The organism is Arthrobacter sp. StoSoilA2 (genome assembly GCF_019977195.1).
Lineage (GTDB): Bacteria > Actinomycetota > Actinomycetes > Actinomycetales > Micrococcaceae > Arthrobacter.
In genome coordinates, this window is sequence record NZ_AP024643.1 from 2,475,697 (window position 1) to 2,489,506 (window position 13,810).

The window sequence follows — 13,810 nt, forward strand, 5'->3', positions numbered from 1 at the left end:
TGCTGCTTGGCGTGGTTACGGCTCCGCGTGGTGGCCGGCGCCTGCGGGGTCCAGGGCCTCGGCGGGGATGCCGTCGCTGGACCTACGCTGGCGGCTGAGGGTGACCATGAGGATCGAGGAGAGCAACATGAAGCCTCCGACGACGAACATGGGTACCGTGTAGCCGCCGGTCAGGTCCTTGAGCCAGCCCGTGATGTATCCGGCGCTGAAACCTGCCAGGTTGCCCACCGTGTTGATCAGTGCGATGCCTGCGGCGGCCGCTGCACCTGTAAGGAACTGGGTGGGAACCGTCCAGAAGTTGGGCAGTGCCGCGAAGATGGACATGGCCGTGATGGTGATGACGGCAATCGTTGCCGCGGGGGATCCGGCGAACAGCGCCAGCGGGATGCTGACACCGCCAATGAGGGCCGGAAGGGCGATGTGCCAGGTCTTTACGCCGCGCTTTGTGGCGTCCTTGGACCAGAAGTACAGGGCAAACGCTGCCGGCAGGTACGGGATGGCCGTGATAAGGCCCTTCTGGAAGACATCGAACTTGGTGCCGTAGAGGCCTTCGAAGCCGGCGATGATGGTCGGCAGGAAGAAGCCCAGGGCGTACAGGCCGTAGATGAATCCGAAGTAGATCAGGGAGAGCATCCAGACGCGGCCGTTGCCGAATACGGTGCGGACGCTGACGTGCTTGTTGCTTGCGGCGGTCTGGGCCTTCTCCTTTTCCAGGGCGCCGGTCAGCCAGGTCTTTTCCTCGGATGTCAGCCACTTGGCCTTGGCGGGGGAGTCCGCCAGGTAGAACCAGGCGATGATGCCGATGACGATTGCCGGAATGGCTACACCGAAGAACATGAAGCGCCAGCCCTCGAGGCCGAAGAACACGCCGTGCTGCTGGATCAAAGCTCCGGCAAGCGGGGCGCCGATCACAGTGGTGAGTGGCTGTGCCAAGTAGAAGAGGGCAAGGATCTTGCTGCGGTGCTTGGACGGAACCCAGAGGCTCAGGAAGAGGATGGCGCCGGGAAAGAAGCCGGCTTCGGCAACACCCAGGATGAAACGCAGGATGTACAGCTGCTCAACGTTTCCTACCCAGGTGAAAAGCAGGGACACGATGCCCCAGCTGACCATGATGCGTGCCAGCCAGCGGCGGGCGCCGAATTTGTGGAGGGCCAGGTTGCTGGGGACTTCGAGAAGGATGTAGCCGATGAAGAAAACTCCGGATGCGAAGCCGAACTGGGCCGCAGAGAGTGCCAAATCGTTGTTCATGCCGTTAGGGCCGGCAAAGGAGATGGCCGTGCGGTCAAGGTAGTTGATGAAGAACATCAGGGCGACGAACGGCACCAGCCGGATTGCCACCTTCTTGATTGCGGATTTTTCGACCACCGATTGTGTGGTGTCCACATTGACTCCTAGATGTTGGTATCCCTGCGGATCCTGCACTGGATGCGCCGGGCTGACTCATGTCATGCCGGTGGGGATCCGGCGATGGCGAAGCTTGTGAGTTAAACCATAGGGCGCTCGAGGCAAATTGGTCAACCGGTTGACCTCAAGTATTTGTTCCGGATCCCCAAACGCTCAATTGGTCATCCGGTTGTTACGCTGAGAGCATGTCAGCGAACACCGCCGCAGCAGCGGCACACATGACGGCAGCGCTTGCCCCCATGGAGCAGGGCTCCGTTGTGTCCGAAGTTGCAGAAAGGCTGCTCGCCTACTTCACGAGTGGTGACATCGCACCGGGAACCCGCCTTCCGGCGGAGCGGAATCTGGCTGCTTCCTTGGGGGTTGGGCGTTCAGCGATCCGCGAGGCCCTCGCCGCGTTGGAGATCCTCGGTATCGTCATCGTGCGCCCAGGTTCGGGAACGTACCTGCGCGACGGCGTCTCCGAACTCTTGCCCCGGACGCTGAGTTGGGGACTGATGCTGGGTGAGCCGCGTACCCGCGAATTGGTTGAGTTGCGCAGCGGCCTGGAAGTTCAAGCTGTCGAGCTTGCCGCGCTTAGGGTTACTGACGAGGCGCTTGAGCGCATGCAGACCGACCTGGACGTCATGGCCAAGAACCTCGATGACCTCGCAGCATTCGTTGAAGCAGATGCGGCCTTCCACCGCGAAATTGCGGCCGCCTCCGGCAACATGGTCCTGGAGGAGCTCCTCCAGAGCATTCGCTCGCTGCTGCGGATCTGGGTGGACCGTGCCCTGACCGACGAAGGTCACGCTGAAGCCGCGCTCCGCGAACACACTGCGATCTTCGAGGCATTGCGTTCCAGGGACGCGTCAGCAGTATCCGAGACGATGCGTTCCCACATGGCTACGGCATCACGGCGCCTTCTCGCCGGATTCGACGCCGCGCAGTAAGGCACCGCGCGATTCGCGCCAAACGCCGCGGGCTTTTGATTCCGGCAATGGTCTTACGCAGTGGCTTCCGAGACCGGGTGGGTGACCTTTCGTTACTTCCCGGTCATGTTGCGCTCATCACATCTATTTGCTTCCCTCGACCTGTGCGCTGGATCCTTGCATGACCTAGTTTTTTTAGCGCTTGTCAGAGCGTGCCCAATGGAGGACACAATTTATGACTAACGTTCTTTGGTTTTCTGAGCTTGGCTTGTCCGACCTTGACCAGGTTGGCGGCAAAAATGCATCGCTTGGGGAAATGGTCCGGAATCTCGCCTCTGCCGGGGTGAAGGTTCCAGGCGGTTTCGCGACGACGGCGGACGCTTACCGGCGTTTTCTGGCGGACTCGGGGTTGGATGCCCGGATTGAAAGAATTCTTGAGGGCTTGGACAGCGGCGATGTGGCCGCGTTGGCCAAGGCCGGCCAGGAAATCCGGACCCTGATCCGTGAGACGCCGTTTCCGGCCGGTTTCGAAGAGGACATCCGGACGGCTTATGAGCGACTGACCCAGGAGCATGGTGGGGGTGTGTCGTGGGCGGTACGTTCCAGTGCCACGGCTGAGGACCTTCCGGATGCGTCGTTTGCAGGGCAGCAGGAGACGTTCTTGAACATCCGCGGCATCGGGAACATCCTGCTGGCCATTAAGGATGTGTTCGCTTCCCTGTACAACGACCGCGCCATCGCCTACCGCGTACATCACGGCTTCACGCATTCGGAAGTGGCGCTCTCGGCAGGTATTCAGCGGATGGTGCGTTCCGACGTCGGTGCTTCCGGCGTCATGTTCACGATGGACACCGAAACCGGCTTCAGGGACGCTGTCTTCATCACGTCCTCGTATGGGCTGGGGGAGGCCGTGGTCCAGGGGGCTGTGAACCCTGATGAGTTCTATGTCTACAAGCCCGCTTTGGCAGCTGGACGCCCGGCGGTGCTCAAGCGCGGCTTGGGCGAAAAGGCCGTGCAGATGGTCTACACGGATTCGGACGAAGTTGGCCGGACGATTGACTTCGTCCCGGTGGCGCAGGATCTGCGGAACCGTTTCAGCCTGACCGATGCTGAGGTTGAACAGCTCGCCCGGCACGCGGTAGCAATCGAGGAGCACTACGGCCGTCCGATGGATATTGAGTGGGGCAAGGACGGTGTGGACGGGGAGCTTTACATTCTTCAGGCCCGTCCGGAAACCGTAGAGTCCCGAAAAGCCGCCGGGACCACTTCCCGGTACACGCTCACGGAGCGGTCCACGGTGTTGGTGGAGGGCCGGGCGATCGGTCAGCGGATCGGTGCCGGGCAGGTGCGGGTGCTGTCCTCGATCGACCAGATGGCCTCGTTCCAGGAAGGCGATGTCCTTGTGGCGAACATGACGGACCCGGACTGGGAACCGATCATGAAGAAGGCCGCCGCGATTGTCACGGACAGAGGCGGACGGACGTGCCACGCCGCCATCATTGCCCGCGAACTGGGTATTCCAGCCGTTGTTGGTACCGGATACGCGTCCCAGATCCTCAAGGACGGCACTCCGGTCACCGTTAGTTGCGCGGAGGGCGAGGCTGGGCTCGTCTATGAAGGTTTGCTGGAGTACTCGCTGCACGAAACCAGCCTGGAGACCATGCCGGAAGCTCCGGTGAAGATCATGATGAACGTGGGAACCCCGGAACAGGCGTTCAGTTTCGCCAAGCTCCCCAACCACGGTGTGGGCCTGGCCCGCTTGGAGTTCATTATCAACCGGCAGATCGGTGTCCATCCCAACGCCCTGTTGGCTGTGGCTGGTGAGATCGAGCGCCCGGCGACCCTGGATGACTACACCATCCGGCAAATCCAGGAAAAAACAGCCGCCTACGACGGTCCCCGCGACTACTACATCCGGCGCCTGGCCGAAGGCATCGCCACCATCGCGGCGGCTTTCGCCCCCGAACCGGTCATCATCAGGCTCTCGGATTTCAAGTCCAACGAGTACGCCAACCTGATCGGTGGTCCGGCGTTCGAGCCGGAGGAGGAAAACCCGATGATCGGGTACCGCGGTGCGTCCCGGTACCTGTCGGCATCCTTCCGGCAGGCGTTCGAACTCGAATGCGAAGCCTTGAAGTACGTGCGCAACGAGATGGGCCTGTCCAACATCAAGCTGATGGTCCCGTTCGTACGGACCCTGGACGAGGCCCGTGGCGTGACCGAACTGCTCGCCGCCAATGGGCTGCGGCGCGGCGAGGACGGGCTGGAGATCGTGATGATGTGCGAACTGCCGGCCAACGCGCTCCTTGCCGACGAGTTCCTGGAGTACTTCGACGGCTTCTCCATCGGGTCAAACGACCTCACCCAGCTCACCCTGGGCCTGGACCGCGACTCCGCCGTGGTTGCCGAAGGGTTCGATGAACGGAACCCGGCCGTGACCAAGCTGCTGGAGATGGCGATCACGGCGTGCCGCGCCAAGGGCCGCTACGTCGGGATCTGCGGCCAGGGCCCCAGTGACCACCCGGACTTTGCCGAGTGGCTGCTCGGGCAGGGCATCAGTTCGATTTCGCTCAACCCCGACGCCGTGACCGAAACCTGGCTGCGCCTGGCCCGCACCACCAGCACCACGGTCTAAATGGCCGACCACCAAAACGTGGGGGCGGGCTCCCCGCCCGCCCCCACGGTATTCTTCCTCTCGGACAGCACCGGAATCACCGCTGAAACGCTCGGCAATACGCTGCTGACGCAGTTCCCCGGCCAGCGGCTCGAACGGCGGACCATCCCGTTCATCACCACCATCCAGCAAGCGCGTGAGGTGGTGGCGCTGATCGACCGGGTGGCGGCCACAGGTCCTGTTCCGATCATCTTTTCCACCGCCGTGGGGCAGGACATCCGTGCCGTACTCTCCCAGAGCCGCGGGCAATTCTTCGACTTGTTCGGTACGCATATAGGGCAACTCGAACAAGTCCTCGGTGCGCAGGCCAACGGCAAGCCCGGCCAGGCTCACGGCGTGGGCGATGCCGTCCGCTATCAATCCCGCATGGCCGCGGTGGAATATGCCATAGAGCACGACGACGGCCAATCGCTCCGGGCGCTTGAACGCGCCGAATTGATACTCATTGCCCCTTCGCGGTGCGGGAAAACTCCCACCACCATGTACCTTGCTTTGCAGCACGGCATCCTCGCCGCCAACTTCCCGCTGGTGGAGGAAGACTTTGACAACATGGTGCTCCCGAAGCCCTTGTTGCCTTTCGCGGGCAAGTGTTTCGGGCTGACATCCCAGCCCGTCCGGCTCAGCCAAATCCGGCAGGAACGCCGCCCGGGCAGTAACTACGCGTCCCTGAACCAGTGCACCTTTGAGCTGCGCAACGCCGAAGACATGTACCGGGCCAATGACATTCCCTACGTCAACTCCGCGTCCATGTCTGTGGAAGAAATATCCGCCACGGTGCTCCAACGGATGCAGCTGCATCACTGATGGCGTGAGGGTCAGGTGTCTTCGGCCAGGTCCTGGACGTCGAAGGTCTCGCGCGCCTGTTCGATGAGGGGCATGTGCTTTGCGGCCCACTCCAGGAGCACATCGATGGGGTAACGAAGCGTCTTGCCTAAAGGTGTGATGCGGTACTCGATCGCGACGGGGCGCGAGCTAAGCAGTTCGCGTTCGATAATGCCGTTTCGTTCGAGGCGACGCAGCGTCGCCGTCAGGGACTTCTGCGACACCGATGGGATGGCCCGTCGCAGTTCGCTGAACCGGCAAGGCCGCTCGCAGAGTTCGTTGAGCACGCTCAATGACCACTTGTCGAGAACTTGATCGAGCAATTCCCGATGCGGCGTGCTGATCTCCAGACGGTCATCGTGGCTAGTGGTATCCGGCATGAAACCTGGTCTCGTTGAAGTGTCCTGCATCTACCAGGTATCAAAGATATACCAACGTTTACCTCTTTCCCAAGGAGTCTCATGCCTGTTCACCGTTTCAGCCCGGAAGGCCTGATGCAGCCCACCCCGTACCACCACGTCGCCGTCGGCACCGGCACCCGTCACGTTCACGTCGCGGGCCAGATCTCGCGCCTGGCTGATGCTACGCCCGTCGCTCCGGACGACTTGGCCGGCCAGGTCGGCCAGGCGCTCCGCAATACCGCGACCGCGCTGGCCGGCGCCGGGGCGAGCTTCGACGACGTCGTGCGTTTGACGTTCTATGTCACCGCCTGGGCTCCGGAGAAGATCAGCGCTTTCATGGAAGGTATCGAAAGTGTCGCTGCGGAGATCGGACTGCCCTCGCCGATGCCACCGTCCTCGCTGATCGGCGTCGAGTATCTGTTCGAACCGGATGTGCTCGTCGAAGTTGAAGCAACCGCGGTACTGGATTAGCAACACCACCACGGGTTCGTGCACGACTGTTTAAAGAGTCCTCAGCGCCTCAACCACCAAATCGTGATACCGATGGGGGCCAAGCCCACTCAGCGGTAAATCGGGTACTACAGTGGATGTATGGCTGCCAGCCGCAATCCGCTCGATGACCTGCGCGAAACCATCGGCCATCTGGCCAATCAGCTCAAGCTGCCCGGTTCCGAACGCGTCGACGACCTCGTGGGCGATCTCATCGGTGCAAGGCCCGGGCCGGCCCGACCGCTGTCCGAGGTGCAGGCCGAACTCGACGCGCTGGTTGGACTGGGGACCGTGAAGGAACAGGTGCGGGCCCTGGTCGCACTGCTCCAGGTCCAGGCCCGTCGTAAGGCGCACGGTCTGCCGGAGGTGGCCACATCCCAGCATCTGGTGTTTCTCGGAAACCCGGGCACAGGCAAGACCACCGTGGCGAGGCTCCTGGCCGAGATGTACCGCGCGGTCGGGCTGCTGCAGAAAGGGCACCTGGTCGAGGTCGACCGTTCGGGCCTGGTGGGGCAGTACGTCGGGGCGACCGCCATCAAGACGGACCGGGTGATCCGGCGGGCGTTGGACGGTGTCCTGTTCATCGACGAGGCCTACGCGCTGGCCCCGGAGGACGGCCGGATGGATTTCGGCCCCGAGGCGATCGAGGTCCTGCTCAAGCGGATGGAGGACCACCGCCACCGCCTGGTGGTGATCGTGGCCGGCTACCCGCGGCTGATGGAGTCCTTCTTGCTCTCGAACCCTGGACTGCGCTCCCGGTTCGCCCGGGAGATTACGTTCCCGGACTACTCAGTGGACGAGCTCGATACGATCTTCCACCACATGCTTGCCCAGCACGAGTACACGCTGGAGCCGGGTGCGGACCAGATGCTGCGGCGCATCCTCACCGGACTCCACGCGGGCGAGGACTCCGGCAACGCGCGGTTCGCACGCACGCTGTTCGAGCAGGCGCTCAACCGCCAGGCGCTTCGGCTCTCGCTCGATGAAGAACAAAGTCTCGACGCCCTCGATCGTGAGGCCGTCATGACGCTCACCGCGGACGACATCGCCGAGGCCGCGCTGGCCTTGGGTGAGGAGCCGGAACCGGAGACGGAAGCGACGCCGGAACGGGAACAGTCACGCTGGTGGCGCTGGCTGGTCTGAAGTAGAGACCTTCTCGCCGCCTCGGGCTCGGGCTCGAGGTGGTGGCACGCCGCCGGAAAGCCTTCAGTCACGGCAGTCGGGCCAGATTTGATGGCTCGTTTCCTGAATGCCAAAACCACGGGATTCGGATCGCAGCCCAGTCGCGGGGGGAGTCCGCCACGCGGTCGCCTTACATGTGACACCGCTCGACACTTTGACCGGCGAGCTTCCCTTGGGGGCTCGGCCAAAGGTAGGGGTGGCTGTTATGCGCTTCATGGCTCCTCCTGCATCCTGCTGGTTCAACCATGCTTCAGCTGGATCAAGAGTTACCCCGGTTTTGCGCAGCGTAGGCAAAGTTTATGGACAGGAAAAAGTGCGACGGCGGTACTTGCCGAGTGCCGCCGTCGCACGATTCCTGTTACTTAAGCCAGGACGTCACCGTTTCCTGGTGCGCGTCCACCCACTTTTTGGCTGCGGCTTCGGGGCTCATGCCGCCCTGAATATCCGTGGCGACTGAATTCTGGTCATCGTTGGTCCATTTGAAGCCCTTGGCCAGTTTGGCTGCCGGTGAGCCGCTGTCCGCAAACTTCTTGGAAATAATCTTGTTGAGTGTATAGGTGGGGTAGTCGCAGGCCACTTTTTCTGCGTCAGCATCGCAGCCCTCGGTCCAGGCCGGCAGGGAGACCTTCTTGAGGGGAATCTGGGACAGGAACCACTGCGGTTCGTAGAAGTAGCCCAGCAGCGGCGTCTTGTTTTGCTCCGCCGTCCGGAATGACTGTATAAGGGCAGCCTCCGAGCCGGAGAACACCACTTTGTAATCAAGGTTCAGGTTCTTCACCAGGGCTTCGTCGTTCGTGACGAAAGCGGGGTCGCCGTCAAGGATCTGGCCCTTTCCGCCGGACTCGGAGGTGGTGAACATCGACGCGTACTTGTTCAGGTTCTTCCCGTCCGTGATGTCCGGGTACTTCTCTGCCATCCATGGTGGTACGTACCAGCCGATGTGGCCTTCGTTGCCGGTGGGCCCGGCGTCTATAGCCACCTTCTGATCCGTAATGTACTGCTTGGTGAGGTCAGCATGACCCCAGTTTTCCATGATGACGTCCACCTCACCGGAGGCGAAACCCTGCCAGGAAATCTGTTCGTTGAGGTCCTTCTGCACCACAGTGCAACCAAGCTGGTTTTTCGCTACGTAGCTGTACACGGCGGCATTGGCCGTATAGCCGACCCAGGCGTTCATCGCGACACTAACAGCTCCGCAGGGTGCATCCGAGGCACCTGCGGGTGCGGCGGCCACCTGGTTCACGGAAGCACCCCCGCAGCCTGTCAGCAGCAAAGCAGCCGCGGCGACTCCTGCCATCAGGGGGATAGTTCGTTTCAACAGCGGTCCGGCTTTTTTCATTGTTGGGTCTCCTTGTTGGGGGGTGGGAGTATGGCGGGAATGGTTGTTCATTGGAGCGACCAGGTTCAGGGGGTCTTGGCCGCGGCAATTTTCCGCAGCGGGGTTGCTGCCGCAGCCTGGGTCATCCTGTCGAGCAGGATGCCGAGGAACACGATGGCAAGGCCTGCGGCCAGGCCCTTGCCGAACAGTGAACTTTGGACAAAGCCGGCGACGACGTCGTACCCGAGTCCGCCTGCACCGACCAGGGCACCCACGACCACCATGGCAAGGACGTAGATCAGCCCTTGGTTGGCGGCGAGTGCCAGGGACTTTCTGGCCATCGGCAACTGGACCTTGGTAATGACCTGCCAAGGCGTTGAGCCGCTGGAAATGGCAGCTTCAAGGACAGTGGGTGAGATTGCTGCGATGCCATCGGCGGTGATTTTGATGGCGACAGGAGCTGCGTAGATGATGCCTGCGATGATCGCCGTGAAACGGGTAGCGCCGAAGAGTCCCAGGAACGGAACAAGATAAACGAACGCGGGCATCGTCTGGCCGGCGTCCAGAATTGGCCGAAGGACTTGGTCTACCCTTTCGGAACGGCCCATCGCGACGCCGAAGACCACACCAAGGACCATGACAAGAGCGGTGGCCACCAGCGTTCCGGCGAGGGTGACCATGGAATCGCTCCAGAGGCCAAGGTAGATGATGACACCAAGGCAGGCGGTGGTTACGGCGGCGAGCTTCCAACCGCCCAACGCGTAAGCGGCCAAGGCAATGACGCCCACGAGGATGTAGAAAGGCGTGTCGGTGAGCAGGGACTGGAACGGGTTCAGGATTCCAGTGGTGACCGATTCACGCAGGGACACTGTGAACAGGGACAGGTTGCTCTGCATCCACTGACTTGCCGAGCTGACCGCTTGGACAATCGCCGGGCCGATGTTGAAGTCCTTCGGGAAAGCCGCGGCCCACAATGAGCTCCTGGACAACTGGACCATGACCAGGGCCAGGCCCAGCGTGACACCCAGGACTATGTATCGGTTCCTGCGCGAGATCCGGCCGTTCCGGGCAGCGCCCGGTTCCGCCCGGCGGCTGGCTGCGGTGGTTACCCGGTCCAGCACGATCGCGAGCAGGACGATGGAGAGGCCGGCATTTACTGCAGTTCCGACGTCGAGCGATTGCAGCGCGCGGACAACGACCTGGCCGAGTCCTGGAGCGGCGATCAGTGCCGCAATAGTGACCATGGACAGAGCCGCCATGGTGCTTTGGTTGATTCCCATGACAACTGTGCGCCTGGCCATGGGAAGCTGCAGGGTAAGCAGCCGCTGCAGGCCCGTGGTACCCAGCGAGTCCGAGGCTTCCCGGGTGTTCTCCGGGATGCTTCGGATACCGTGGGCCGTGAGGCGGATTACCGGAGGCGCGGCGTAGATGACGGTGGCAATGACGGCCGAGGCCGGGCCGATGAGGAAGATGAGCGCCAAGGGGGCCAGGTAGACGAATGTGGGCAGCGTCTGCATGAAGTCCAGTACCGGCGTGATCACTGTGGCAACTCGGCTGGAGACACCGGCGAGGATACCGAGCGGGATCCCAATCAGGAGTGTCAGCAGCACAGCGGTAAGAACCAAGGCAAACGTGTAGGTGGCCTCAACGAACAGACCCTGGATGCCGAAGAAGGTAAAGACGGATACGGTCAGGAGAGCCACGCGGACGTTCCCGACGGCGAACGCAATCCAGCCAAGTAGTCCTACGGTTCCTAGCCAGCCAATTTCAGGCAGCCGCAGGCCGGTTGAACTCGCCGCAAAGAGCGTGATGAAGAGGTTGGCGACGTTGTCCACCACGGCCCGCAGTGGTGTGAAGATATACAGGAAGACGGGGTTGTCGGCCCGGTTGGCCGCAACCCAGGCGTTGAACTGGTTGAGTGAGCGGTGCAGATCCGTCAACTCGGAGGCAGGCAAAGTCAGGGTGGACGTCCCGTGCAGGATCAGAAAGCCCAGGATCCAGATGACGCCCGCGCCAACCAGCAGCATGGTGCGGCGACTGGGCAGGCGGCGCGGTTCCTTAACGGGGGAGGAGGCTGGCTGGATCTTTTCCTGATCCCGGATAAGCGTAGTCATCAGGCCGCTGCTTCCGCTGGCTGCAGCACAGAGAGGATGCTGTCACGGTCGATCTGACCGATGATCCTGCCTGCTTCATCCTCCACGAGGACGGGGCAGGAGGAATGCATCACGGTTGTTATGGCGTCCCGGATGATCATGCTGGAACTGAGGACCGGAGCATCCAGGGGCGTTCCATCCATCAAGGGACGCATAATCCACTTCAAGGTCAGGACGTCCGCGCGGGGAACTTCGGACACAAAATCCTGAATGTACTTATCTGCCGGAGATCCCACCAACTCATCCCCGGTGCCGCACTGGACCATCTCGCCATTGCGCATGATCAGGATGCGGTCCCCGAGCTTGAGTGCCTCGGAAAGGTCATGGGTGACGAACACCATGGTCTTCCCCATTTCCTTGTGGAGCCGGATTACCTCGGCCTGCATGTCACGCCTGATGAGGGGATCCAATGCAGAGAAGGGCTCGTCGAAAAGGATGGTGTCCGGGTCGCCTGCCAAAGCCCGGCCAAGGCCGACACGCTGCTGCATACCGCCGGACAGCTGGTCCGGATAGTGCTGTTCGTACCCCTTCAGGCCGACCAGTTCAATGATTTCCCGAGCCCGGCCGTAGCGCTCGTTCTTAGCCGCCCCGCGGATTTGCAGCCCGTAGGATACGTTGTCCAAAACCGTCCGGTGAGGCAGGAGTCCGAAGTGCTGGAACACCATGGACATCTTCCGCCGGCGAAGTTCCCGCAACTCCCCAACGCCTGCCTGCAGGACGTCCTTGCCGTCCACCATTACCTGCCCTGAAGTGGGTTCAATAAGCCGGGTGAGGCAGCGGACAAGGGTTGATTTGCCGGATCCCGAGAGACCCATAACGACGAAGACCTCACCCTTTGCGACGTCGAAACTTAGGTTGCGGACGGCCGCTACGCAGCCTGAGGCTGCCAACAGTTCAGCAGAGCTAAGGGACGAAAGCCGGGGATCACCGGGGATCTTTTCACCAGCGGGGCCAAAGACTTTCCAGAGGTTCCGTACTGAGATGTCGGGGCTGTTCATTGCTGTACTCCTGCTTATGGCGGCTCGAACCAATGGCCGGGCTTTGAGTGGATGTCTTGCTGCTTGCCTTTTCGCCGAAGTCCCCCACTGAGCTTGGGGAAAGCTGGGGGATACGCCGGTGGAGGCAGCGCTCTCAACGCCATGCTCCAGACGCCCGCGGGCAAATCCTTGCGCGATGTCGCGAGGGCACTGTAAATCTTCTTCGCTGCGAACGGACCTGATCTGCATGTTGCTGGTTGTGCATGCATCAACATCACCCGTAATACGCAACAGTGATGTATCTCACTCCACCTGTCAAGGTTTGGAAATAAATAAAAACGATGGCCAACAGCCACCGTGGGTGACGCTTGCGCCATCCCAATGATTGGCGGGTTGGGCGCTGGACCACGTCAAGGGAAGGGTCACCGCGAGGGAAGCTGCTTTGTGACGGTGCCGTCGAGTCGTATGACGGCATTGGCCCGTACTGGTTCCGACCGGCGTCAGGATCTCAGAGGTCGTCTTCGGGCCGGGCAGTGAGAATTCGATTGGCGCTCAACTGGAGGATGCCGAGCGATTCCTGGATCAGGGGCGAGGTGATGCTGCCGCGGCGCACGGCAGCGACAATGCGGCGCGACGGCTTACCCCTGCCCGTGATCCGGAGGCGAACTACGTTTTCTGCACTACGCAGCGGCGCCAGTCTAGGCAACAGACCCACGCCCAGCCCTGCGCCCACGAAGGCGATTTGGGTTTCCCACTCGACGGCCTCGTGGGCAATTCGTGGTGTTACCCCGGCCGCGGTGAACGCCGCAGTGAAGAGGGAATGGTAGGTGGAGCCGGCGGCCTCCGTGATCCATGGTTCCGACGCCAGCTCCTGGAGTGTCACTGTCTCCCGCGATGCCAACGGATGGTCAGAGGGAATGATCACGTCCAGGGGGTCATCGAGCAGGACGGTCTGTTCGAAACGCGGATCGTCCTCGGCGTAAGTGTCGGACTGCATGGCGACGATGACTGCAAGGTCGATTCGCTCGGCAACCAACAAGTCGAAGCAGCGGGCCGGGTTGGCCTCGAGCACTTGCACTTCCAGTTGGGGGCGCGTTGAGCGAAGAGTCGCGGCGAGTGGCGCAAGCAACTGGGCGGCCGCCGTCGAGAATCCGCCGAGGCCAAAATGTGACTGGACCTGGTCCCCGGCCTTCATGGCTGCGGCGCGCAGGCTCTCCCAGTCGGCAATGAGCGTGTCCGAACCCGCCACGAGAAAGCGGCCCGTGGCGGTCAGCCGCACCCCCCGGCCGTCCTTCGTCAGCAGCTGCATTCCAAGTACGCGTTGGAGCTCCCGCAACTGCGCCGACACGGCGGAGGGAGAATAACCTGTGAGCTCCGCGGTGGCGCCAATGGTGCCGCAGCGGGCAAACACCCGAAGTGTGATGAGTCTCGCATCGATCATGCACCTATTGTGCACGGTTATCTTCCAAATGTTGCGCTTTT

11 protein-coding genes are annotated in these 13,810 nt (G+C 61.9%); 5 read left to right on the forward strand and 6 right to left on the reverse strand.

Annotated elements, in window-relative coordinates:
- Positions 1-15 precede the first annotated feature (15 nt).
- Complete coding sequence (locus LDN82_RS11195) at positions 16-1,383, reverse strand: MFS transporter (protein ID WP_224164276.1); 1,368 nt, start codon at positions 1,381-1,383, stop codon at positions 16-18.
- Between the two features lie 206 nt (positions 1,384-1,589).
- Here LDN82_RS11195 and LDN82_RS11200 point away from each other — a divergent pair, with 206 nt between their 5' ends.
- From LDN82_RS11200 to LDN82_RS11210, 3 genes are all read left to right on the forward strand, one after another.
- A complete protein-coding gene (locus LDN82_RS11200; RefSeq protein WP_224164277.1) occupies positions 1,590-2,333 on the forward strand; it encodes a FadR/GntR family transcriptional regulator in 744 nt (247 codons plus the stop codon).
- A 214-nt stretch (positions 2,334-2,547) separates the two neighbouring features.
- A complete protein-coding gene (gene ppsA / locus LDN82_RS11205) occupies positions 2,548-4,947 on the forward strand; it encodes a phosphoenolpyruvate synthase (protein WP_224164278.1) in 2,400 nt (799 codons plus the stop codon).
- Entirely contained in the window at positions 4,948-5,790 is an 843-nt protein-coding gene (locus LDN82_RS11210) for a pyruvate, water dikinase regulatory protein (protein WP_224164279.1), read from the forward strand. It begins immediately after the preceding gene.
- An 11-nt stretch (positions 5,791-5,801) separates the two neighbouring features.
- On the opposite strand, the gene LDN82_RS11215 is transcribed toward LDN82_RS11210, so the two are convergent.
- Positions 5,802-6,188: a helix-turn-helix domain-containing protein gene (locus LDN82_RS11215; RefSeq protein ID WP_224090072.1), complete on the reverse strand. Its 387-nt coding sequence runs from the start codon at positions 6,186-6,188 to the stop codon at positions 5,802-5,804.
- An 81-nt stretch (positions 6,189-6,269) separates the two neighbouring features.
- On the opposite strand from LDN82_RS11215, the gene LDN82_RS11220 reads away from it, so the two are divergent.
- Both LDN82_RS11220 and LDN82_RS11225 read left to right on the forward strand, forming a co-directional pair.
- Positions 6,270-6,680, forward strand: a complete 411-nt coding sequence (locus tag LDN82_RS11220) for a Rid family hydrolase (RefSeq protein ID WP_224164280.1) — start codon at positions 6,270-6,272, stop codon at positions 6,678-6,680.
- Positions 6,681-6,800: 120 nt separating this feature from the next.
- The gene (locus LDN82_RS11225) at positions 6,801-7,841 is read left to right on the forward strand and encodes an AAA family ATPase (protein ID WP_224164281.1); all 1,041 of its coding nucleotides are present in this window, start codon (positions 6,801-6,803) and stop codon (positions 7,839-7,841) included.
- Positions 7,842-8,238: 397 nt separating this feature from the next.
- On the opposite strand, the gene LDN82_RS11230 is transcribed toward LDN82_RS11225, so the two are convergent.
- The 4 genes from LDN82_RS11230 to LDN82_RS11245 form a co-directional block, all read right to left on the reverse strand.
- Positions 8,239-9,219: an ABC transporter substrate-binding protein gene (locus LDN82_RS11230; protein WP_224164282.1), complete on the reverse strand. Its 981-nt coding sequence runs from the start codon at positions 9,217-9,219 to the stop codon at positions 8,239-8,241.
- Between the two features lie 65 nt (positions 9,220-9,284).
- Positions 9,285-11,312 carry an ABC transporter permease subunit gene (locus LDN82_RS11235; RefSeq protein WP_224164283.1) on the reverse strand — a complete coding sequence of 676 codons (2,028 nt, stop codon included), beginning with the start codon at positions 11,310-11,312 and terminating at the stop codon, positions 9,285-9,287.
- Entirely contained in the window at positions 11,312-12,349 is a 1,038-nt protein-coding gene (locus LDN82_RS11240) for a glycine betaine/L-proline ABC transporter ATP-binding protein (RefSeq protein ID WP_224164284.1), read from the reverse strand. The genes LDN82_RS11235 and LDN82_RS11240 overlap by 1 nt, the downstream gene beginning before the upstream one ends.
- A 487-nt stretch (positions 12,350-12,836) precedes the next feature.
- Positions 12,837-13,769: a LysR family transcriptional regulator gene (locus LDN82_RS11245; protein ID WP_224090081.1), complete on the reverse strand. Its 933-nt coding sequence runs from the start codon at positions 13,767-13,769 to the stop codon at positions 12,837-12,839.
- Between the last annotated feature and the right edge of the window lie 41 nt (positions 13,770-13,810).